General features: G+C 65.3%; 25 protein-coding genes. 8 read left to right on the forward strand and 17 right to left on the reverse strand.

Features of this window, described 5'->3' with window-relative positions; genetic code table 11:
- The first annotated feature begins 4 nt into the window (after positions 1-4).
- Together A0U87_RS12780 and A0U87_RS12785 are read left to right on the forward strand one after the other, a co-directional pair.
- Entirely contained in the window at positions 5-1,060 is a 1,056-nt protein-coding gene (locus tag A0U87_RS12780; RefSeq protein ID WP_048936354.1) for a DUF1176 domain-containing protein, read from the forward strand.
- Between the two features lie 32 nt (positions 1,061-1,092).
- Positions 1,093-1,854: an HAD family phosphatase gene (locus A0U87_RS12785; RefSeq protein WP_080993510.1), complete on the forward strand. Its 762-nt coding sequence runs from the start codon at positions 1,093-1,095 to the stop codon at positions 1,852-1,854.
- A gap of 13 nt (positions 1,855-1,867) precedes the next feature.
- On the opposite strand, the gene A0U87_RS12790 is transcribed toward A0U87_RS12785, so the two are convergent.
- From A0U87_RS12790 to gluQRS, 8 genes are all read right to left on the reverse strand, one after another.
- Entirely contained in the window at positions 1,868-2,173 is a 306-nt protein-coding gene (locus tag A0U87_RS12790; RefSeq protein WP_048936355.1) for a type II toxin-antitoxin system RelE/ParE family toxin, read from the reverse strand.
- On the reverse strand, positions 2,170-2,418 hold the full coding sequence (locus A0U87_RS12795) for a type II toxin-antitoxin system ParD family antitoxin (RefSeq protein WP_099231618.1): 249 nt from the start codon (positions 2,416-2,418) through the stop codon (positions 2,170-2,172). The genes A0U87_RS12790 and A0U87_RS12795 overlap by 4 nt, the downstream gene beginning before the upstream one ends.
- Before the next feature lie 358 nt (positions 2,419-2,776).
- Complete coding sequence (gene egtD / locus A0U87_RS12800; RefSeq protein ID WP_048936356.1) at positions 2,777-3,733, reverse strand: L-histidine N(alpha)-methyltransferase; 957 nt, start codon at positions 3,731-3,733, stop codon at positions 2,777-2,779.
- Positions 3,734-3,738: 5 nt separating this feature from the next.
- Positions 3,739-5,007 carry an ergothioneine biosynthesis protein EgtB gene (egtB, locus tag A0U87_RS12805; RefSeq protein ID WP_048936357.1) on the reverse strand — a complete coding sequence of 423 codons (1,269 nt, stop codon included), beginning with the start codon at positions 5,005-5,007 and terminating at the stop codon, positions 3,739-3,741.
- A 93-nt stretch (positions 5,008-5,100) separates the two neighbouring features.
- On the reverse strand, positions 5,101-5,955 hold the full coding sequence (locus tag A0U87_RS12810; protein ID WP_004210153.1) for a GGDEF domain-containing protein: 855 nt from the start codon (positions 5,953-5,955) through the stop codon (positions 5,101-5,103).
- Between the two features lie 126 nt (positions 5,956-6,081).
- The gene (locus A0U87_RS12815) at positions 6,082-6,657 is read right to left on the reverse strand and encodes a cob(I)yrinic acid a,c-diamide adenosyltransferase (protein WP_048936358.1); all 576 of its coding nucleotides are present in this window, start codon (positions 6,655-6,657) and stop codon (positions 6,082-6,084) included.
- A 6-nt stretch (positions 6,658-6,663) separates the two neighbouring features.
- Positions 6,664-6,897: a twin transmembrane helix small protein gene (locus A0U87_RS12820; protein WP_004210155.1), complete on the reverse strand. Its 234-nt coding sequence runs from the start codon at positions 6,895-6,897 to the stop codon at positions 6,664-6,666.
- Positions 6,898-6,906: 9 nt separating this feature from the next.
- Positions 6,907-7,812 carry a tRNA glutamyl-Q(34) synthetase GluQRS gene (gluQRS, locus tag A0U87_RS12825; protein WP_170978396.1) on the reverse strand — a complete coding sequence of 302 codons (906 nt, stop codon included), beginning with the start codon at positions 7,810-7,812 and terminating at the stop codon, positions 6,907-6,909.
- Between the two features lie 93 nt (positions 7,813-7,905).
- On the opposite strand from gluQRS, the gene A0U87_RS12830 reads away from it, so the two are divergent.
- Positions 7,906-8,472 carry an HNH endonuclease gene (locus A0U87_RS12830; protein WP_004210158.1) on the forward strand — a complete coding sequence of 189 codons (567 nt, stop codon included), beginning with the start codon at positions 7,906-7,908 and terminating at the stop codon, positions 8,470-8,472.
- Between the two features lie 11 nt (positions 8,473-8,483).
- Here A0U87_RS12830 and A0U87_RS12835 read toward each other — a convergent pair whose 3' ends face one another.
- Positions 8,484-9,221: a Crp/Fnr family transcriptional regulator gene (locus tag A0U87_RS12835; protein WP_004210159.1), complete on the reverse strand. Its 738-nt coding sequence runs from the start codon at positions 9,219-9,221 to the stop codon at positions 8,484-8,486.
- Between the two features lie 208 nt (positions 9,222-9,429).
- Here A0U87_RS12835 and murA point away from each other — a divergent pair, with 208 nt between their 5' ends.
- Positions 9,430-10,713 (forward strand): UDP-N-acetylglucosamine 1-carboxyvinyltransferase, encoded by a 1,284-nt coding sequence (gene murA, locus A0U87_RS12840; RefSeq protein ID WP_004210161.1) that lies wholly within the window; start codon positions 9,430-9,432, stop codon positions 10,711-10,713.
- The gene (locus tag A0U87_RS12845) at positions 10,706-12,223 is read left to right on the forward strand and encodes a PAS domain-containing protein (RefSeq protein WP_048936360.1); all 1,518 of its coding nucleotides are present in this window, start codon (positions 10,706-10,708) and stop codon (positions 12,221-12,223) included. The genes murA and A0U87_RS12845 overlap by 8 nt, the downstream gene beginning before the upstream one ends.
- Here A0U87_RS12845 and A0U87_RS12850 read toward each other — a convergent pair.
- From A0U87_RS12850 to A0U87_RS12880, 7 genes are all read right to left on the reverse strand, one after another.
- Positions 12,168-12,605, reverse strand: a complete 438-nt coding sequence (locus tag A0U87_RS12850; RefSeq protein WP_037515798.1) for a response regulator — start codon at positions 12,603-12,605, stop codon at positions 12,168-12,170. The two genes, A0U87_RS12845 and A0U87_RS12850, sit on opposite strands and share 56 nt — an antisense overlap.
- Before the next feature lie 69 nt (positions 12,606-12,674).
- Entirely contained in the window at positions 12,675-12,905 is a 231-nt protein-coding gene (locus A0U87_RS12855; RefSeq protein ID WP_004210167.1) for a DUF2188 domain-containing protein, read from the reverse strand.
- A gap of 25 nt (positions 12,906-12,930) precedes the next feature.
- Entirely contained in the window at positions 12,931-13,422 is a 492-nt protein-coding gene (ruvC, locus tag A0U87_RS12860; protein WP_004210168.1) for a crossover junction endodeoxyribonuclease RuvC, read from the reverse strand.
- Between the two features lie 84 nt (positions 13,423-13,506).
- Positions 13,507-14,250 carry a YebC/PmpR family DNA-binding transcriptional regulator gene (locus tag A0U87_RS12865; RefSeq protein ID WP_004210169.1) on the reverse strand — a complete coding sequence of 248 codons (744 nt, stop codon included), beginning with the start codon at positions 14,248-14,250 and terminating at the stop codon, positions 13,507-13,509.
- Between the two features lie 94 nt (positions 14,251-14,344).
- The gene (locus tag A0U87_RS12870; RefSeq protein WP_004210170.1) at positions 14,345-14,671 is read right to left on the reverse strand and encodes a heavy metal-binding domain-containing protein; all 327 of its coding nucleotides are present in this window, start codon (positions 14,669-14,671) and stop codon (positions 14,345-14,347) included.
- Positions 14,672-14,794: 123 nt separating this feature from the next.
- The gene (locus A0U87_RS12875) at positions 14,795-15,037 is read right to left on the reverse strand and encodes a DUF2312 domain-containing protein (RefSeq protein ID WP_004210171.1); all 243 of its coding nucleotides are present in this window, start codon (positions 15,035-15,037) and stop codon (positions 14,795-14,797) included.
- A gap of 178 nt (positions 15,038-15,215) precedes the next feature.
- Entirely contained in the window at positions 15,216-15,515 is a 300-nt protein-coding gene (locus tag A0U87_RS12880; protein ID WP_048936361.1) for a DUF1244 domain-containing protein, read from the reverse strand.
- A gap of 104 nt (positions 15,516-15,619) precedes the next feature.
- On the opposite strand from A0U87_RS12880, the gene pyk reads away from it, so the two are divergent.
- Entirely contained in the window at positions 15,620-17,092 is a 1,473-nt protein-coding gene (gene pyk / locus A0U87_RS12885; RefSeq protein ID WP_010339297.1) for a pyruvate kinase, read from the forward strand.
- A gap of 184 nt (positions 17,093-17,276) precedes the next feature.
- Here the strand turns inward: pyk and ykgO are convergent, their stop codons facing one another.
- A complete protein-coding gene (ykgO, locus tag A0U87_RS12890) occupies positions 17,277-17,402 on the reverse strand; it encodes a type B 50S ribosomal protein L36 (protein ID WP_004210176.1) in 126 nt (41 codons plus the stop codon).
- Between the two features lie 196 nt (positions 17,403-17,598).
- Here ykgO and A0U87_RS12895 point away from each other — a divergent pair, with 196 nt between their 5' ends.
- A complete protein-coding gene (locus A0U87_RS12895; RefSeq protein WP_004210178.1) occupies positions 17,599-18,189 on the forward strand; it encodes a DUF4136 domain-containing protein in 591 nt (196 codons plus the stop codon).
- Positions 18,186-19,316 (forward strand): M14-type cytosolic carboxypeptidase, encoded by a 1,131-nt coding sequence (locus tag A0U87_RS12900; RefSeq protein ID WP_048936362.1) that lies wholly within the window; start codon positions 18,186-18,188, stop codon positions 19,314-19,316. Before A0U87_RS12895 ends, A0U87_RS12900 begins: the two co-directional genes overlap by 4 nt.
- The last annotated feature ends 31 nt before the right edge of the window (positions 19,317-19,347 follow it).

The following is a 19,347-nucleotide window of genomic DNA, read 5'->3' on the forward strand; positions in this document are numbered from 1 at the left end:
ACCGATGGGGGAACTTAGATTTTTCGCGGCCGTCTTAACGGCCATCGGCACCATTGGCATGGCAACGGCGCAGACCAACGCGCCTGCGCCCAAGCCTGGCACGCTTGAAACCTACAAGGACTGGACCATCGGTTGCGACAATCGCAACCGGTGCGAGGCGGTGTCGCTGCTGCCCGGCAGCGACTGGCCCGACAATCCGGTGATGGTCGGCGTCGCCCGTTCGGCCGGTCCCGATGCCGCGGCCGAAGTCTGGGTCAGCCGCGATGCCAAGGGTTCCTCCGACGTCAGCTTCCTGGTCGATGGCCGCAAGGTCGCGACGGTGACCGCGCGCGATGGCGACGCCACCCTGCGCGGGCCGCAGGCGTCGGCGCTGGCGATCGCGATGGCGCGCGGCAGCACGATGGAAGTGCGCACCGGCAACCGGTCGCTCGGTCGTCCCTCGCTCGCGGGGGCGGGCGCGGCAATCCGCTACATGGATGCGCGCCAGGGCCGGGCCGGCACCACAACCGCGCTGGTCGCGACCGGGCCGCTCGGTCCGCTGGCGGTGCGCGTCGCGCCGCCGACGCCGGCGATCCATCGCGCGGTCATCGCGACCGGCGATGCCCCGGCCGCACTGTGGCGCGAGGAGCGGACCGCGCTCGGCAAGTTCACCGGCTGCACCGACGAGATGGCCAATGGCCAGTCCGAACTGCATCGCCTGTCGAAGAATGACACGCTGATCCTGGTTCCCTGTGGCTCTGGCGCCTATAATTTCACCACCGTGCCGGTAATCGCCAGCGGCATTCCGGGCCGTCGCAGCTTCCGCTTCGCGCCGTTCGACTATGCACCCGGCTGGGGCACGGAGGAGATCGGCCATCCCACCCTGGTCAATGCCGGCTGGGCGCCTGAAAAGTCGCTGCTGCAAAGCTTTGCCAAGGGGCGCGGCATCGGCGATTGTGGCACCAGCCAGACCTATGTCTGGGATGGCAGCCGCTTCCGCCTGACCGAAGCGACCAGCATGGGCGAATGCCGTGGCGCCTGGCGCTGGATCCCCGTCTGGACCGCGCAGGTCGTCGAATAGGACGCGGCTGCAATAGGAAAATTGCAGCCCCGATGGCGCGCTTTGCAATGGAAATATTGCAGCGCACCCACCATATGATGGGCATGGCAAGCACCGCATCCCTTTCCGACGCGCCGCCGCAAGCCGCCGCTGCGCTGCCTAACCCGATCCGCGCCGTCATCTTCGACATGGACGGCACGCTGCTGGATACGGAGGCCGCGCATCGCGACGCCTTCGCCCGCACCGGTGCGGCGATGGGCTGGCCGATGTCGGACGAGATGCTGCTGTCGATGGTCGGTATCCATCGCGACGAAAATCTGCGGATGCTGGCCGACCGCATGGGGCCGGACTTTCCGGTCGATCAATTCTATGCCGACAGCGACGCGCTGTTCGTCGCCGCGCTGGAGGCCGGCATTCCGCTGCGGCCGGGCGCGGAGGTCATATTGGATCATCTGGCCAGGGCCGGTATTCCGATGGCGATCGCGACCTCGACCATGGCGCCCTATGCCCAGCAGCGGCTGGAGAAGGCCGGGCTGCTTCCCTATTTCCAGACCGTCGTCACCCGCAATGACGTCGACCGGCCCAAGCCCGACCCGCAGCCCTATCTGCTGGCGGCTGAGCGGCTGGGCGTCGATCCGGCCGATTGCGTCGCGGTGGAGGACAGCCATGCCGGCGTCCGCGCCGGCGTGGCAGCGGGCATGGCGACGGTGATGGTTCCCGACCTCCTGCCGCCGACCGAGGAACTGGTCCTGGCGGCCAGCGCCGTCCTGCCCAGCCTGCACGACCTGCGCGACCTGCTGCTCGCGACGGAATAGGCTGGGGGTGGCTTCAGGGTGTCTGAAGCATCGGCCCCAGATCGCGCACCGCATGGATGACGCGCTGAACGGTGACCATCTCTCCGTCCACATGATAGGCGATCAATAGCCGGCGCTCGAAGGTCAACGTCCTCAGGCCCGCGATTAGATCATCGCGCGGATATCCGCGATCGGGGAAGTCGGACAGTGCGGCAACGCGCTCTTCGATCCGGGCCAGATAGCGATCGGCCGTGGCAAGGTCGGCTTCCGCACGCACCCAATGGTGGATCACAATCAGATCCTCGATCGCCAATGCCGACAATCGGACATGATGGCTCATGCCTTGTCGATCGCGGCCCTGACCTGCGCAAATGCCTTGTCGAGCGGCATCGGGGGGCGAGGGTCGGCCAGCGCTTCTGCCACGCGGACGCGCACCAGTTCGTCCAGCACAGCCTCTTCGCGATCCAGCGCGCGCAGACCGGCGCGCATGACTTCACTCATGGATGCATAGCGGCCGGATGCCAGATGGCGCTCGGCATGGGATGTCATTTCGCCCAGCGTCACGGTGATTGCTTTCGCGGCCATGCCTGCCTCCATTCCGATATGATTTTATCATATCGCATCTTCGGCTCCGATGCCAGTTGCCGGGCGGCGGCAAGACCCTTACGCTTGCTTTCCTACTCGGCCTTTCTCTGATCTATCCTGGAGGATGGAAGGCGCGCTCTATCCCCGCCCTGCACCGTGGCGTTTCAGCCGCCCAGTGTCGCTTCACTGTCGCCTCGCTGTCGCGTCCGTGTCGCGTCGAAGGCGCGTCGCCATGACCCGATTGTCGCGCGACTGTCGCTTCACCGGCGCGGGGCAGGCGCATGGCCGGCGCATTTGGCCGGAATCAGCCCCACGACACTGTGAACTTCGACTGTCGCGTGAAATTCCCCGGCCGATTCTACCCCGCCTTCGCCAGCACCAGCGCGAACAGGCCGTCCGGGTCCATCCATTCGGCCGTGGGTTCCCACCCGCCCGCGCGCAGCAGCAGCCGTTCGTCGCGCGCACCATATTTATGGCTGCTCTCGGTGTGAATCGTCTCGCCGGCCTTCATGTGAAAACATTGGCCCGCGACATGGAAATGCAGCGGTTCGGTCGCTTCCAGATGCATCTCGATCCGCGCCTTCTCGTCATTCCAGATGGCGCGATGGGCGAAGGCATCGACCGGCAGGTCACCCTCCAGCTCGCGGTTGATCCGCACCAGCAGGTTGCGGTTGAAGGCGGCGGTGACACCGGCCTCATCGTCATAGGCGGCGATCAGCCTATCGCGATCCTTGATCCGGTCCATGCCGATCAGCAGCATCGCCGCGTCGCCCAGCAGCCGGCGCATCGCGCGCAGCAGGTCGACGGCGGTGTCCGGTTCGCTGTTGCCGATGGTGGAGCCGGGGAAGAAGCCGAGCCGCGGCAGGCCGTCGATCGCATCGGGCAGGGCCAATGTGCCGGTGAAGTCGCCGACCAGTGGCAGCACCGGCAGACCGGGAAAGGCGCTCGCCAGTTCGGCGCTGCTCGTGCGCAGGAAATCGCCGCTGATGTCGATCGGCACATAGGCGGCGGGATCGATTGCCCGCAGCAGATGCGGCGTCTTGCGCGCGCTGCCGGCGCCGAATTCGACCACCGCCCGGCCGGAGCCGATGGCGGCAGCGAAATCACCGCCATGGCCGGCCAGCAGCGCGGTTTCGGTGCGGGTCGGATAATATTCGGGCAGGTCGGTAATATCCTCGAACAATTCCGACCCGCGCCGGTCGTAGAACCAGATGGGCGGGGTCGCCTTGGGCGATCGGGCAAGGCCGGCCAATATGTCGCGGCGGAATGCCGGGTCGATGGTGCGGGCGGCGGGCATGTCGTGCGTCAGCAGCATGGGGCTTACAGATCCTTGGCCAGCCGCAGTCCCGTGAACTGCCAGCGTTGATGGGGGTGGAAGAAATTGCGATAACTGGCGCGGACATGGCCGCGCGGAGTGGCACAACTGCCGCCCTTCAGCACGAACTGCCCGGACATGAACTTGCCATTATATTCGCCGACCGCACCGGGGGCGGTGCGAAAGCCGGGATAGGGGCGATAGGCGCTGCCGGTCCATTCCCACACATCGCCGAACATCTGGGTCAGGCTGGTGCCGTCTTCGGCGGCGCGGGGGCGGGGGCAGGCGGCGCCGTCCAGTTGCTCGCCACTGGTCGGCGCGATGTTGAGCGCCGCGCTTTCCCACTCCGCCTCGGTCGGCAGGCGCGCGCCCGCCCAACTGGCATAGGCGTCTGCCTCATACAGGCTGATATGGCAGGCCGGAGCGGCGGGATTGACCGGCTGGCGTCCGTCCAGGCCGAAACGGGTCCAGCCCTTCTCGCCGCGCTGCCAGTAGAGCGGCGCCTCGATCCCTTCCGCCTGGACCCATGCCCAGCCATCCGACAGCCACAGCGCCGGATCGCGATAGCCGCCATCCTCGATGAAGCTGATCCATTCGCCATTGGTGATCGGCCGGTGGGCCAAAGCATGGGGGCGCAGGAAGACCTTGTGGCGCGGCCCCTCGCAATCGAAGGCGAAACCGGTCTTGCCGTCGTCGCCGATCTCGACCAGCCCCTCGCGTCCCTCGATCCAGTGCAGCGGTCCGGGCACCGGCGCGGGCATTGCCCTGGGCGCATCGAACAGGGCAGGGGCGATGGGATTGAGCGAAAAAAGATGCTGCAGGTCGGTCAGCAGCAATTCCTGATGCTGCTGCTCATGCTGCAGTCCCAGTGTCACCAGCGTGCAGGCGGCCTCCGGCAGATGCGGCATGGCGGCCAGCAGCGCTGCATCGACATGGGCGCGATAGGCGCGCACCTCGTTCAGGCTCGGCCGGGTCAGCATGCCCCGCATCGGCCGGGCATGGCGCGGCCCTTCGGCCTCATAATAGCTGTTGAACAGATAGGCGAAACGGTCGTCGAAGGGGCGATAGCCCTCGACATGATCGCGCAGGACGAAGGTCTCGAAGAACCAGCTGACATGAGCCAGATGCCATTTGGCGGGCGATGCGTCGGGCATCGACTGCACCGTGGCATCCGCGTCGGACAGGGGCGTCGCCAGCGCCTGCGTCAGGGCGCGGACGGCGCGATAGTGTTCCGCCAGCGCGTCCTGTCCGGGCTGGATCCAGATTTTGGCCATGCACGCCCCTTTCGATACGGTTGCACCGCTCTCGCAAGGGGTAAGCGCATGACCGGGCAGGTCGGTTCCTTGCCGGCCCGCCGTGGTTCAGAATCAGGCGGCGGTGCGCTCCGGCCGGGCACGGCGCAGCTGGTTGCGACCATTGGCCTTGGCTTCGTACAGCGCCTGGTCGGCAAGGCGCAGCACCTCGTCCATCTCCTCGCCCTTCCAGCGACAGATGCCGGCGGAAAAGGTGATCGGGCGGCCATCGACATCGCCCAGCGGATGCTCGCGAATCTGTTCGGCCAGGCGGGCCAGCGACCAGCTCGCCTCATCCTCGATGCAATGTTGGAAGAAGACGGCAAATTCCTCGCCGCCCCAGCGCGCGACCATGTCGATGCGCCGGATCTGGGCCGACAGGCGGGTGGCGAAATCGCGCAGCACCCGGTCGCCCTCGTCATGGCCCAGCCGGTCATTGACCTGCTTGAAATGATCGATGTCGATGATCGCGATGCAGCCCTGGCGCTTTTCGACCGGCAGCTCGTCGATCTGCGCCAGCAGGCCGCGCCGGTTGGCGATGCCGGTCAGCGGATCTTCATGCGCCGCCACCTGCAATTCGTCCATCTGCGCGCGGGTCGATGTCGCGGCGCGGTGGACGCCGGCATAGAGGGTGCGGATCACGTCGCCGACTTCAGGCAGGACCGGCGCCTCCGGGCTATCGGGGCGCAGCGTATCGGCCAGCGCATGGATCGGACTCAGCAGCGCGCCGATCCCCATCAGCGCCATGATCGTGCCGACCAGCGTGGCGCCAAGCAGCAGCAGGAACTCGGCCAGTGCGATCCGGCCGGTGGCCATGCCCCAGCTGATATAGCCGATCAGCGGCAGATGGGTGGCGACGAAACAGAGTGCGAACAGGCGCAGGCGCAGGCTGCGCGGAAAGATGAAGGATGTTGCCAGATAGAATTGCATCTTGGCCCTCTCACTAATTGCGAATAACCCGCAAATTTGGAGAATTGGCTAAACGCGCTCTGAATGAATAGGGTTAATGTTGCGCTGCAAGGCAAAGCGTGGCCGATGGTAGCCAGGCCGTTGAAATCAGACCTGTCTTGACGCGCCCGGCACCCATTTGACGTCGCGGGCACCATTGTCGTTCAGCCGGCGGGCAAGCACGAACAGCAGGTCGGACAGGCGGTTGAGATAGGCCAGCGCCTGCGGGTTCAGCGCGACATCGGCGGCTGCGGCCGTCGCGCTGCGCTCGGCCCGGCGGGTGATCGCACGGGCGAGGTGGACGGCGGCTGCGGCCGGACTGCCGCCGGGCAGGATGAAGCTGTCGAGTGGAGCCAAATCGGCGTTCATGTCGTCGATCTGCTGTTCCAGTCGCGCGACCTGCCCGGCAATGATGCGCAGCGCCCAGGGTTCGTCCGCGCCGTCCGGGATCGGCGTGGCGAGGTCCGCGCCCAGATCGAACAGGTCGTTCTGGATGGTGGTCAGCCAGCCCCCCTCGGGCCTGTCGCCGATCGCCAATATGGCCAGGCCGATCGCGCTGTTCGCCTCGTCCACGTCGCCCACCGCCTGCATGCGCGGCGCATGTTTGGGCAGGCGCGATCCATCGACCAGACCGGTGGTGCCCGCGTCCCCGGTGCGGGTGTAGATCTTGTTGAGCTTGACCATCAGGCCTTAGCCATTGCCCTTCATCATCAGCAACAGGGCGATGATGATGACGGCGCCGGCCTGGAACAGGATGCGGTTCATCATCATCCGGTTCTGCTTCAGGCTGGACGGGCGCGGCGCCCCCTCCGGCAGGTTCAGTTCCTCCTTCGTCGCCTGGAGGAAGGCGATGATGCCGCGGACCAGCGCGAACAGGGTCGCGGCCATGGCAAGGATCAGGGCGATGACGAGCACGGTGGTCATGGGGGGATGCTAGGCCGCTCCGGCGGTGATGCCAACCGGAAAGCGCCCGGCGCGCAGATCATCGGCCAGGCGCTGCGGGTCCATGCCGGCGCCACGCAGTTCCGCCAGCGCAATCGCCCCGTCCCGCTTCGCCAGCCGCTTGCCATCGGCGCCCAGCAGCAGCGGGTGGTGGATATAGGCGGGGCTTGGCAGGTCGAGCAGCGCCTGCAGCAGGCGATGGATGTCGGTCGCGGCGCGCAGGTCATTGCCGCGCAGCACATGGGTGACGCCCATCGCCGCATCGTCCAGCGTGCAGGATAGATGATAGCTGGCCGGCGCATCCTTGCGCGCCAGCACGACGTCGCCCGCCGCCGCTGGATCGGCGGCAATCTCGCACGGCGCCGCGTGGGGATCGGGCGGATAGGGCAGGGCGGCCCAGTGGAGCGTTCCCGCCCGTGCGACCGCCGCCTGCATGTCGATCCGCCAGGCATGGGGCATGCCCGCCGCGATACGTTGTGTGCGCTCGGCGTTCGGCAGGGCGCGACAGGTGCCGGGATAGACCGGGACTTCCGGGCCATGCGGCGCGGTCAGGCTCGCCTGGATATCGGCGCGCGTGCAAAAGCAGGGATAGAGAAGGTCCATCGCGCGCAACTGGTCGAGCGCTGCGTCATAGTCGGCCAGGTGCTGCGACTGGAAGATGATCTCCCCATCCCATGCCACGCCCAGCCAGCGCAGATCCTCGACAATCCCGTCGACATGTTCGGGCCGGCTGCGGGTGCCGTCGATATCCTCGATCCGCAGGCGAAAGGCGCCACCCGCGGCCCGTGCCAGGTCCATCGCCATCAGCGCCGACCAGCCATGGCCGACATGCAATCGACCGGTGGGGCTTGGCGCGAAACGACTCACAAGATGCTGTGGTGCGGTGGATTGAGTCATACAGGCTCTTGACGGCGGATATTCGTTAATGCTGTCATGCTCTTGTCACGTTGTTGGTCGATCAGCGGCGTCGGCAAGGGGGTAGAGGCGACTATGTACCATCCCGACCTGATACGGCATCCGGAAAACTGCCCGGCGCTGGTTTTGAATGCGGACTATACCCCGCTCAGCTATTATCCCCTGAGCCTGTGGCCCTGGCAGACCGCCATCAAGGCGATTTTTCTGGAGCGGGTGGATATCGTCTCTTCCTATGAGCGGGAAGTCCACAGCCCCAGCCTGCAGATGCGCATCCCCTCGGTCATCGCGCTCAAGCAATATGTGCGGCCCTCGGAGCATCCGGCCTTCACCCGGTTCAACCTGTTCCTGCGCGATCGTTTCAGTTGCCAATATTGCGGCACGACGCAGGATCTGACCTTCGACCATGTCGTGCCGCGGCGCGCGGGTGGCCGCACCACCTGGGAGAATGTCGCGACCGCCTGTTCGCCCTGCAATCTCAAGAAGGGCGGGCGCACCCCGCGCGAAGCGGGCATGCAGTTGCATGTCCAGCCGATCCGGCCGACCAGTTGGCAGTTGCAGGAGCATGGCCGCGCCTTCCCGCCCGGCTATCTCCACGAAAGCTGGCACGACTGGCTCTATTGGGATGTCGAACTGCTGGCCTGACGCGCGGCGCGTCAGCTCATCGCGGGCAGCCAGTCCAGGTCCATATGCTTGTGCCGGTTGGTATAATGGCCGATCTCTTCCAGCCGGGCCATGTCGACCAGCGTGATCCGGCCATTGGCGCGGCTGATCAGCTTTTCCTGCTCCATCTGCCGGATCATCCGGTTCACATGAACAGACGTCAGGCCGATCGCGTCGCCAATCTCTTCCTGCGTCAGCTTCAGGTCGAAACTGTCGGTGATGCTGTCGTCCGTCACGCGCAGCCGATCGAACATGTCGAGCAGGAAGGAGGCGACCCGCGCCCTGGCCGATGTGCGGCCCAGCGAGGCAAGCCGATCGGTCATCGCCACCCGCTCCGCATTGGACAGCAGGAACAGCAGGGCGGCGACGCGCGGATATTCCTCCAGCAGCCGGCGTAGCGCATGCTTGTCGAACGGGCAGACGATGGCGTCCGACAGGGCGACCAGTGATTCCGGGGCCTTGCTATAGATGGTGCTGGCCGAACCGATGAAATCGCCGGGGAAGTAGACGCGCAATATCTGGCGGCTGCCATCGGGCAGGATGACATAGCTCATGACCCGACCTTCGCGCAGCACGAACAACTCAGTGATCGTCTCGTTGACGCGCTGGATCATGGCCCCGCGTTTGATCTTGCGGGGATTTTCTTCCAGCCGAGCCAATGCTGCTTTTTCTGCGTCGGACAGGGGAACCGTCTTGGCCAGTCTTTCCGCGAAACAGCTCGTCGCCACCAATACACCTTCTTCTTGAAATTGTTGTTACGATGGCAGAACGCCCCAACCTCCTTTTGGCTGCATTTCGGCAAGGCGCACTAAACTCGATCAAGGTTGCGGCGATCCGCGAAAATAGTCTTCCGCCGCGCCCGTCCCTGCCCGTTTTTCACGCCGAACGACCGCGCGCGCGCCTTGCACGGCGCGCAATAGACGCTATGAAACCTAGCCAATGGACCGCATTCACATTCGCGGCGGCAAGCAACTCAATGGCCGCCTTCCCATCTCCGGCGCTAAGAACGCTGCCCTGACGCTGCTGCCCTGCGCGTTGCTGACCGACGAGCCCGTCGCGCTGCGCAATCTGCCGCGCCTGGCCGACGTCGACAGCTTCGGCCATCTGCTCAACCAGCTTGGCGTGTCGACCATGATCGAGGGCGCCCGTCCGGAGGATTTCGGCCGCGTCATGACGATGCGTGCCGGCCGCGTGACCTCGACCGAGGCGCCCTATGACATCGTGCGCAAGATGCGCGCGTCGATCCTGGTGCTCGGGCCGCTGCTCGCCCGCGCCGGCGAGGCACGGGTGTCGCTGCCCGGCGGCTGCGCGATCGGCAACCGCCCGATCGACCTGCACCTCAAGGCATTGGAAGCCTTCGGCGCGATCATCGAGATCGCGGCCGGCTATGTCCGCGCCAGCCTGCCCGATGGCGGCCTGCCCGGTGGCATCTATACCTTCCCGGTGGTGTCGGTCGGTGCGACTGAAAATGCGCTGATGGCGGCCTCGCTCGCCAAGGGCACCTGCATCCTGGAAAATGCCGCGCGCGAGCCGGAGATCGTCGATCTCTGCAAGCTGCTGATCGCAATGGGCGCCGATATCGAGGGTGTGGGCACCGACAAGCTGGTGATCCATGGCCGCGATCGTCTCCACGGCGCGACCTACAGTGTCATGCCCGACCGTATCGAGGCGGGCAGCTATGCCTGTGCTGCGGCGATCACCGGCGGTTCGCTCGACCTGATCGGCGCCAATGCCGACGACATGCACGCCATCCTGGCCGCGCTGCGCGACGCGGGCGTGCAGGTCGACGAGCATCGCGACGGCATCCGCGTTTCGTCCGACGGCAAGCTCAAGCCGCTGACCCTGTCGACCGCGCCTTTCCCGGCCTTCCCGACCGACATGCAGGCGCAGTTCATGGCGATGCTGACCAAGGCGGAGGGCGCATCGGTCCTGACCGAGACGATCTTTGAAAATCGCTACATGCATGTGCCTGAACTGGCGCGCATGGGTGCCGACATCAGCGTCAACGGCCGCACTGCGGTCGTACGCGGCGTCGACAAGCTGGTCGGTGCGCCGGTGATGGCGACCGATCTGCGCGCCTCGATGAGCCTGATCCTGGCCGGCCTTGCCGCCGAAGGCGAGACCATCGTCAGCCGCGTCTATCATCTCGATCGCGGTTATGAGCGGCTGGAGGAAAAGCTCTCGGCCGTCGGCGCCGACATCGAGCGGGTCAGCGATGGCTGACGGACGCGGCCTGGCAACGGATCGGGCGGCGCTGCTGGCGCTTTATGATCTCGACGCCGGCGGTTTCCGTACCCTTGACGATATCACCAGCTTCGCCGCGCAACTATGCGGGGCGCCGATCGCGCTCGTCAGCATTGTCGAGGATGTAAGGCAGCGCTTTCTGGCGCGGGTCGGGCTGGATGCGGAGGAGACGCCGCGTGACGTCTCCTTCTGCGCCCTTGCCATGCTGGGCGACAATATCTTCGTCGTGCCCGACGCGACCCAGGATGCGCGCTTCATCGACAATGCGCTGGTCACCGGTGCGCCGCATATCCGTTTCTATGCCGGGGCGCCGCTGGTCGGCGGCGATGGCGAGCCGCTGGGTGCGCTCTGCGTCATCGATACGGTGCCGCGCGATGACCTGACCCCGCTGCAGCGCCAGGGGCTGTCGCTGCTGGCGCGGCAGGTGATGGTGGAACTGGAAGGACGCCGCCGCGATCGCGACGTGATCGCCCAGCAGCGGCTCGACGCGGCAGCGGTGGCGGACAGCGATCGCATGTTCCGTACCCTGGCCGACACCATGCCGCAAATGGTCTGGTCGACCCTGCCCGACGGCTATCATGATTATTATAATGCGCGCTGGTATGAATATACCGGCGTGCCGGCCGGATCGACCGATGGCGATGCCTGGAACGGCATGTTCCATGTCGATGACCAGCCCAAGGCCTGGGAGAAATGGCGCCATTCGCTGGCGAGCGGCGATCCCTATGAAATCGAATATCGACTGCGGCATCGCGACGGCCTCTATCGCTGGACGCTGGGGCGCGCCCTGCCGATCCGCGACGCGCAGGGGCAGATCATCCGCTGGATCGGCACCTGCACCGAGATTCACGAACAGAAGCTGATGCTCGAAGAGCGCGAGATGATCGCGCATGAACTGTCGCACCGGATCAAGAATATCTTTTCCGTCATCGCCGGCCTTATCGGCCTGTCGGCGCGCGAGCGTCCGGGCATGCAGGAAGGGGCGGACGACCTGCGCGACCGCATCCTGGCGCTGGGACGGGCGCATGACTTCGTCCGGACCCATGGCGGCGGCGTCAGCATGGCGGAGGAACAGGCATCGCTTCATGGCGTGCTGGAGGAGATTTTCGCGCCCTATGGCGGTCGCGAGCGGTTGCAATTGTCGGGCGAGAATCCGCCGATCGATGATCGCTCGGCGACGCCGCTGGCGCTGCTGTTTCATGAACTGGCGACCAATGCCGCCAAATATGGCGCGCTATCGACGCCCGATGGCTTTATCGCGCTGCATGTGGTGACGCAGGATGAGCATATCCGGCTCGACTGGCGCGAAGAGGGCGGGCCGAGTGTGGCGCCGATCGCCAGCGAAGGCTTTGGCAGTCGCCTGATCGCGCTCAGCGTCGAGCGTCAGCTGGGTGGTCAACTCGAACGGCAATGGTGCCCCGAAGGACTTCGGCTCAGCCTGCGGATACCGCGACGCTCGATGCACCGCGCTGCGGCGGGAAGGGCGTAAAGCCGGCAATTTCCGCCGTGGCGAGGTCGGCTGCTTCGGTGGCGGCCAGGCGCACGGTCTGGGCAATGCTCTGTGCGCGGAAGGGCTTGGTGACGACGCCCAGCGCGGCAACGGAAGCCGTGCCGATCTGCGCCGGATTGGCGGTCACATAGATGACCTTGATGCCGAAGCGGCTGGCCAGTTCCATGCCGATGGCAGGACCAGTGGGGCCATCCCGCAGGTTGAGGTCGACCAGGGCGATGTCGCAGGATTCGGCGGCGGCCATCGCCGCCTCGCGGTCGGCCGCGATGCCGCCGACATCGAAGCCGGCATCCTGCACGATCTGTTCGATTTCCAATGCGACGAAAATCTCGTCCTCGACGATCAGAATCTTCTTGCTCATCCCTGCGCCCGCTTATGCTGGTGTCGATAAATGCGGAAAGGGACGAAGAGTTCCCGAAATATGTAAAAATCAGGTGTCGTCGTTTTCGATACTGGTCCAGGCCGTATCGAACGCGGTGCCGTTCATCAGCAGGACCGATGCGGGATAGCCGCCTGCGGCCGCCTTCTTCGCCGTTTCGGTAGCGCTGTCGATGGCCGCCTGCTGCGTCGCGAAGGGTCCGTAATAGCTGTTGTTGAGGTTGATCTTCCACGCGCCGTCATGCGGGACGATGATGTAGCGGGCGTGGGGCAGGTCGGTCATGGTCGCGATGGTCTCCGATGGCAGGTCAGCGCGCGGGCATCCGCCGGGCGCTCGCCAGATGATGGGCATGGGTGATCGCCACCGCAAGGGCATCGGCCGCGTCCGACCCGACGATCTTGGCGCCGGGCAGCAGCCGCTGGACCATGGCATGGACCTGGTCCTTCGACGCATTGCCGACGCCGACGACCGATTTCTTGACCAGCCGGGCGGCATATTCGCCCACTTCCATGCCGGACCGCGCGGCATTCAGCAGGATGACGCCGCGCGCCTGGCCCAGCTTCAGCGTCGATTGCGGGTTTACGTTGACGAACACCTCCTCGACCGCGGCGCCATCGGGCCGATGTTCGAGGATCAGGTCGGTCAGCGCCAGATCGAGCGCCATCAGTCGCGTCGCCAGCGACATCGCGCTGTCGGTCTTGATCTGGCCGTTGCCGACATGGGTCAGGCGATTGCCATCGGCGGCAATCAGGCCCCAGCCGGTGGTGCCGAGGCCGGGGTCGAGGCCAAGTATGATCATGAGTGCAGGATCGTCCGCATCGGGCAAGACCGGCGCGCATCGGCGCTGCGCGATCTCGCCCGAAGCGAACGGGAGCCGGGCATCTTAGCCCAGCTTCTCCATCACCGCGTCGGAGACTTCATAATTGCCCCAGACGGTCTGGACGTCGTCATCATCTTCCAGCGTGTCGACCAGCTTCAGCAGCGTTGCGGCATTGGCTTCGTCGACTTCCAGCGTGGTCTGCGGCTTCCAGGCGAGCTTGGCGCCCTCTGCCGGGCCCAGCTTGGCTTCCAGCGCCTTGGCGACTTCGTGCAGCGCGTCCATCGCGGTCCAGATCTCATGCTCGTCTTCGTTCGACGAGACATCGTCCGCACCCGCTTCTAGCGCGGCTTCGAAGACGGCGTCGGCATCGCCGGCGCTGGCGGGATAGGTGATCAGGCCCAGGCGGTCGAAGCCATGGCTCACCGCGCCCGATGCGCCCAGGTTGCCGCCATTCTTGGCGAAGGCGGTGCGGACATTGGTCGCGGTGCGATTGCGATTGTCGGTCAGTGCCTCGACGATGATGGCGACGCCGCCGGGGCCATAGCCCTCATAGCGGATTTCCTCGTAATTCTCCATGTCCCCGCCGATCGCCTTGTCGATTGCGCGCTGGATATTGTCCTTGGGCATCGACTGGGCCTTGGCGGCGTTGACCGCCAGGCGCAGGCGCGGGTTCATGTCCGGATCGGGCATGCCCATCTTGGCCGCGACGGTGATTTCGCGCGACAGCTTGGAGAACATCGACGAGCGCTTCTTGTCCTGCGCACCCTTGCGATGCATGATGTTCTTGAATTTGGAATGGCCGGCCACGGCCTTCTCCTGACATTTTCTGTGAAACCGAAGCGCGCTCTCTAGCGAGCGCGTCGCCATCCTGCAACGCTAGAGGATAGCGGGGGTGGCGCGATCAGTAGCGGATCGCGGTGCCCGAGGCGGAGACCATCAGCATCGATCCATTGGCGCCGATCACTTCATAGTCGAGGTCGACGCCGACGACGGCATTGGCGCCGAGCTTGCGGGCATTGCCCTGCATCTCCTCGATCGCTTCGCTGCGGGCGCGTTGCAGCACATCCTCATAGGCGCCCGATCGGCCGCCGACGATGTCGCGCACACTGGCGAACAGGTCGCGAAAGAGGTTGGCGCCGACGATCACTTCGCCGGTGACGATGCCCAGATAATCCTGGGCGGGACGGCCTTCCAGGCGGCTGGTGGTGCTGACGATGATGTCGGTCATAAGGGGCGTCCTCTCATTTTGGTGGCGCCCCTGGCGCGAGGGGGCTGGACCAGATGTAGGTCGACAGCACCCCTCGGCAAGGTCCGGTGGCTTGCACCGGTCGGGAATAAGGTGTGGACCGCCTTATTCCATGCCCAGCGCGGACAGGTAGGTCTGCAGGATCGCTTCCATTTCCTGGCGGTCATGCGGCTGCATCTTACGCAGGCGGATGATCTGGCGCATGATCTTGGGGTCGTAACCGGTCGCCTTGGCTTCCAGATAGACGTCCTTGATGTCGTCGCCGATGCCCTTCTTTTCTTCTTCCAGGCGCTCGATGCGCTCGATCAGAAGGCGCAGCTGGTCGGCTGCGATATTGCCCTCGCTCATGGGAATCTCCGTGTCAGTGTGAATCGGTTGGCGGATGCTCCTAGAGCCTGATCGGTTGAGGTGGAAGCGCTTTGCGCTTCCGCCGATACCGTGAATCAGGCTCTAATTGAGAAATGCCGGGTTGCGAAATGCACTCCAGGCTGATCCGGCAGGGTCGCCCGAAGCCTGATGCCAAAGCTTAATGGTTGTCCGCGTTCTTCGCCACACTCTCCTGCATCTTTGCGATCTGCTGCGGCGTCGCCTCGCCCTGGTGGCGGGCCTTCCATTCGGCAAAGGGCATGCCGTGGACGATTGCGCGGGCTTCGTCACGGTTCAGATTGCCGTCCGCCTCGGCAATCCAGTCGGCCAGACAGTTGCGGCAGAAGCCGGCCGTGCCCATCAGGTCGATATTCTGTACGTCGGTCCGATGCTGCAAATGCGCGATCAGCCGACGGAAGGCGGTTGCAGCGACGGCGTCACTGAGTATGGTAGCGGACACAGGCGGAACCTTTCGCTTAATCTACATCATCCTGTCGTGCAGCACGGATAATCGATAACGACGCCCTGGCAAGCCAGAGGCGATCAATACGGCCAGGAGAAGACATGACACGACTATCGCCCCGCTCGCGCAAGGTTCGCATTCTCGCGACCCTGGGTCCCGCCAGCGAGAGCGCAGAGATGATCCGCGCCTTGTTTGTCGCGGGTGCCGACGCCTTTCGAGTCAATATGAGCCATGGCGCGCATGAGGATCATGCCGCCCGCATCGCCACGATCCGCGAGCTGGAAAAGGAATTTTCCCGGCCGACCACGATTCTGGCCGACCTTCAGGGACCCAAGCTGCGCGTGGGCACGTTCGAGAAGGGGCTGGTGGTGCTGGAAACCGGCGCGCCCTTCGTCCTCGATCGGGACGACACGCCGGGCACCGTCGAGCGCGTGAACCTGCCACACCCCGAAATCTACGCCGCGCTGGTCCCCGAGACCCGGCTGCTGCTGGATGACGGCAAGCTGGTGCTGCGGGTGAAGGCAGTCACGGACACGCGAATCGACACCATCGTCGAAATCGGCGGCACCCTGTCGAACCGCAAGGGCGTGAATGTGCCTGACGTGGTCGTGCCGGTGCCGGCGCTGACCGACAAGGATCGCCGAGACCTCAGCTTCGCGGTCGATCAGGGCTGCGACTGGATCGCCTTGAGCTTCGTCCAGCGGCCCGAGGATCTGGCCGAAGCGCGCAAGCTGATGGGCGGCCATGGCGCGCTGATGGCCAAGATCGAGAAGCCCTCGGCCGTGCAGCGGCTGGAGGAGATTATCGAGATGGCCGACGGCGTGATGGTCGCGCGTGGCGATCTGGGCGTGGAACTGCCGCCGCAGGCGGTGCCGCCGCTGCAGAAGCAGATCGTTGCCACCGCGCGCCGCATGGGCCGTCCGGTGGTGGTTGCGACCCAGATGCTCGAATCGATGATCAAGGCGCCGACCCCGACCCGCGCCGAAGTGTCGGACGTGGCCACCGCGGTCTATGACGGCGCTGACGCGATCATGTTGTCGGCCGAAACGGCTGCGGGCGACTGGCCGGTCGAGGCAGTGTCGATGATGGACAGCATCGCCCATAGCGTGGAGCGCGATCCGGGCTATTTCGCCCGTCTGCACTTCACCGAAACGCGGCCCGACCCGACCACCGCCGACGCCCTGGCGGAGGCTGCCGCCGGCATCGTGCCGGTCGTCGGCGCCAGCGTCATCACCTGCTTCACCTCATCGGGCAGCACCGTGCGCCGCGTGGCGCGCGAGCGGCCGTCCGCGCCGATCCTGGCATTGACGCCGCGGTCGGACACGGCGCGCAAGCTGGGCCTGACCTGGGGCGTCCATGCGATCCGCACCAAGGATATCGGCAATTTCGAGGAAATGATCGGCAAGGCGCGCCGCATGGCGTTGCGCCACGACATGAGCGCCAAGGGCGGCAAGATCGTGGTGCTGGCCGGCGTGCCCTTCGGCACGCCCGGTTCGACCAATGTGCTGCATGTGGCGACCGTGCGCGGCGACGAGCTGAAGGGGCGCGACGAGACACCCAGCCTGCCGGCCTGACGGCTTTGGCATGATCGATTCGGCGCGGCCGCCCCATTCGGGCGGCCGCGCTTTTTTTTATGGCCGCGAATCGATTCGCGTGAAAATGCCGCGCCAACACGTTGAGCGCCCGATCCATGGGATCGGGCGCTCAATAAGACCTTTGGAAGGTCCGGAGGATCGGCGAGCCGATCCGTCCGCGCTTTTAGCCCTGGCGGGCCTTGAAGCGACGGTTGGTCTTGTTGATGACGTAGGTCCGGCCACGACGACGGATCACGCGGTTGTCCCGGTGGCGGCCCTTGAGCGACTTGAGCGAGTTGCGGATCTTCATTGTCAGCCTTCTGGAATCATGTCTGATTGGAAAAATCGAAGCGCAGCCCCTATGGGGGAGGCGGCCGAAAGTCAAGCGCAGGCCACCGCCTTTTGCCACCGTTCATCCTGCATGCAGCCAAGTCATGGCTTCACCCGTTGGAAGGGAATGCTATGTCGGCGGCGTGTTGGACATAGTCCCGTTGGAGTGCAATCGCATGTTGAAACAGATCATCCTCTCCTCCTGTCTTGCCCTGTCGCTCGCCGCCTGCGCGACGGTGCCGTCGGTGGAGGTGACGCGATTCCACAATGGCAGCCCGGCACAGACCGGATCGATCGCGGTACAGGAAATCCCCGGCAATCCGGACGTTGGCCTGGAATTCCGCACCTATGCAGGCGCAGTGAGCCAGGAACTGCAGCGCGTCGGCTTCACCAATGCGGGCGATGCGGGCAGCGATTATGTCGCGCTGGTCGGCTTCCGCCGCAGCTTCCGCCCGACCGGCACCGCGCGCAATGACAAGCCGGTCAGCGTCGGCGTCGGCGGCGCGCTGGGCAGTGGCGGCTATTCCGGCCTGGGGCTGGGCGTCGGCATCAACCTGTCGGGCAAGCCCAAGGATATCGTCTCCACCGAATTGCAGATCCAGATTCGCCGTCGCAGCGATCAGGCCGCCATCTGGGAAGGCCGCGCCTCGACCGAATCGCGTGAAGGCACGCCCGAATCGCAGCCGCGCGCCGTCGCGCAAAAGCTCGCTGCCGCCCTCCTCGGGGGCTATCCGGGCGAATCCGGGCGCACTATAACGGTCAAATGACCATCTCCATTTCGAGCGCCTTCGACAGCGGCAACATCCGCGTTCTTTCCATCACCGACAGTCCAGAAGGCGTCCGCGCCGAGCTGGAAATCGTCAAGGACAAGGACAGCGACTTCTATCAATGGTTCCATTTCCGTCTGGCGGGTGCCGCCGGACGCGAAGTGGAACTGGCGATCGTGAACTGCGCGGGCTCGGCCTATCCCGACGGCTGGCCGGGCTACAAGGCGCGGATGAGCGAGGATCGCGAGAATTGGCTGCAAGCCGATACCGACTATGCCGACGGCACGCTGACCATCCGCCTCTCGCCCGACAGCAATGCCGTCTGGCTCGCCTATTTCGCGCCCTATTCGATGGAGCGCCATCATGACCTGGTCGCCTGGGCCGCCTGCCAGCCGGGCGTCGAGCATCGCGAACTCGGCCTGACCTTGGACGGCCAGCCGCTCGACATGCTGAGCGTCGGCGAAGGCCCCAAGAATGTCTGGCTCTATGCCCGCCAGCATCCCGGCGAGAGCATGGCCGAGTGGTGGATGGAAGGCGCGCTGGAGCGCCTGACCGACGACGAGGATGCGGTGGCGCGCTATCTGCGCCAGAAGGCGACCTTCCACATCGTCCCCAACATGAATCCCGACGGCAGCCGGCGCGGTCATCTGCGCACCAATGCGGCGGGCATCAATCTCAACCGCGAATGGCATGAGCCGTCGATGGAGAAGAGCCCGGAAGTCTATCTGGTCCGTGCCGCGATGGATGAAACCGGCGTCGATTTCGCCATGGACGTGCATGGCGACGAGGCGATTCCGGCGGTCTTCCTGGCCGGCTTTGAGGGCATTCCCTCGATCACCGACCGGCAACTCTCGCTCTATCATCGCTATCGCGACACGCTGGCGGCCCGCACGCCCGATTTCCAGACGCGCCTCGGCTATCCGGTGGCGGGCGGCGGCAAGGCCAATCTCGCCATGTCGACCAACCAGCTGGCCGAACGCTTCGGCGCGGTCGCGATGACGCTGGAAATGCCGTTCAAGGATAATGACGATCTGCCCGACGCCGATTTCGGCTGGTCGCCGGCCCGTTCGGCGCAACTGGGCAAGGATTGCCTGGCCGTGCTGGCGGAGATGATCGAGGATATCTGACGAGGCTGGTCGGGGGGCAATAATGGAGCAT

Source organism: Sphingobium sp. MP9-4 (genome assembly GCF_005281675.1).
Classification (GTDB): Bacteria; Pseudomonadota; Alphaproteobacteria; order Sphingomonadales; family Sphingomonadaceae; genus Sphingobium; species Sphingobium yanoikuyae.

What these genes read in the sequence shown, in the direction of transcription:
- A0U87_RS12780 (WP_048936354.1), top strand. Translation starts at nt 5, where the DNA reads ATGGGGGAACTTAGATTTTTCGCGGCCGTCTTAACGGCCATCGGCACC.
- A0U87_RS12785 (WP_080993510.1), top strand. Translation starts at nt 1,093, where the DNA reads ATGGCGCGCTTTGCAATGGAAATATTGCAGCGCACCCACCATATGATG.
- A0U87_RS12790 (WP_048936355.1), bottom strand. Translation starts at nt 2,173, where the DNA reads ATGAGCCATCATGTCCGATTGTCGGCATTGGCGATCGAGGATCTGATT.
- A0U87_RS12795 (WP_099231618.1), bottom strand. Translation starts at nt 2,418, where the DNA reads ATGGCCGCGAAAGCAATCACCGTGACGCTGGGCGAAATGACATCCCAT.
- egtD (WP_048936356.1), bottom strand. Translation starts at nt 3,733, where the DNA reads ATGCTGCTGACGCACGACATGCCCGCCGCCCGCACCATCGACCCGGCA.
- egtB (WP_048936357.1), bottom strand. Translation starts at nt 5,007, where the DNA reads ATGGCCAAAATCTGGATCCAGCCCGGACAGGACGCGCTGGCGGAACAC.
- A0U87_RS12810 (WP_004210153.1), bottom strand. Translation starts at nt 5,955, where the DNA reads ATGCAATTCTATCTGGCAACATCCTTCATCTTTCCGCGCAGCCTGCGC.
- A0U87_RS12815 (WP_048936358.1), bottom strand. Translation starts at nt 6,657, where the DNA reads ATGGTCAAGCTCAACAAGATCTACACCCGCACCGGGGACGCGGGCACC.
- A0U87_RS12820 (WP_004210155.1), bottom strand. Translation starts at nt 6,897, where the DNA reads ATGACCACCGTGCTCGTCATCGCCCTGATCCTTGCCATGGCCGCGACC.
- gluQRS (WP_170978396.1), bottom strand. Translation starts at nt 7,812, where the DNA reads ATGACTCAATCCACCGCACCACAGCATCTTGTGAGTCGTTTCGCGCCA.
- A0U87_RS12830 (WP_004210158.1), top strand. Translation starts at nt 7,906, where the DNA reads ATGTACCATCCCGACCTGATACGGCATCCGGAAAACTGCCCGGCGCTG.
- murA (WP_004210161.1), top strand. Translation starts at nt 9,430, where the DNA reads ATGGACCGCATTCACATTCGCGGCGGCAAGCAACTCAATGGCCGCCTT.
- A0U87_RS12845 (WP_048936360.1), top strand. Translation starts at nt 10,706, where the DNA reads ATGGCTGACGGACGCGGCCTGGCAACGGATCGGGCGGCGCTGCTGGCG.
- A0U87_RS12850 (WP_037515798.1), bottom strand. Translation starts at nt 12,605, where the DNA reads ATGAGCAAGAAGATTCTGATCGTCGAGGACGAGATTTTCGTCGCATTG.
- A0U87_RS12855 (WP_004210167.1), bottom strand. Translation starts at nt 12,905, where the DNA reads ATGACCGACCTGCCCCACGCCCGCTACATCATCGTCCCGCATGACGGC.
- ruvC (WP_004210168.1), bottom strand. Translation starts at nt 13,422, where the DNA reads ATGATCATACTTGGCCTCGACCCCGGCCTCGGCACCACCGGCTGGGGC.
- A0U87_RS12870 (WP_004210170.1), bottom strand. Translation starts at nt 14,671, where the DNA reads ATGACCGACATCATCGTCAGCACCACCAGCCGCCTGGAAGGCCGTCCC.
- A0U87_RS12875 (WP_004210171.1), bottom strand. Translation starts at nt 15,037, where the DNA reads ATGAGCGAGGGCAATATCGCAGCCGACCAGCTGCGCCTTCTGATCGAG.
- pyk (WP_010339297.1), top strand. Translation starts at nt 15,620, where the DNA reads ATGACACGACTATCGCCCCGCTCGCGCAAGGTTCGCATTCTCGCGACC.
- ykgO (WP_004210176.1), bottom strand. Translation starts at nt 17,402, where the DNA reads ATGAAGATCCGCAACTCGCTCAAGTCGCTCAAGGGCCGCCACCGGGAC.
- A0U87_RS12895 (WP_004210178.1), top strand. Translation starts at nt 17,599, where the DNA reads ATGTTGAAACAGATCATCCTCTCCTCCTGTCTTGCCCTGTCGCTCGCC.
- A0U87_RS12900 (WP_048936362.1), top strand. Translation starts at nt 18,186, where the DNA reads ATGACCATCTCCATTTCGAGCGCCTTCGACAGCGGCAACATCCGCGTT.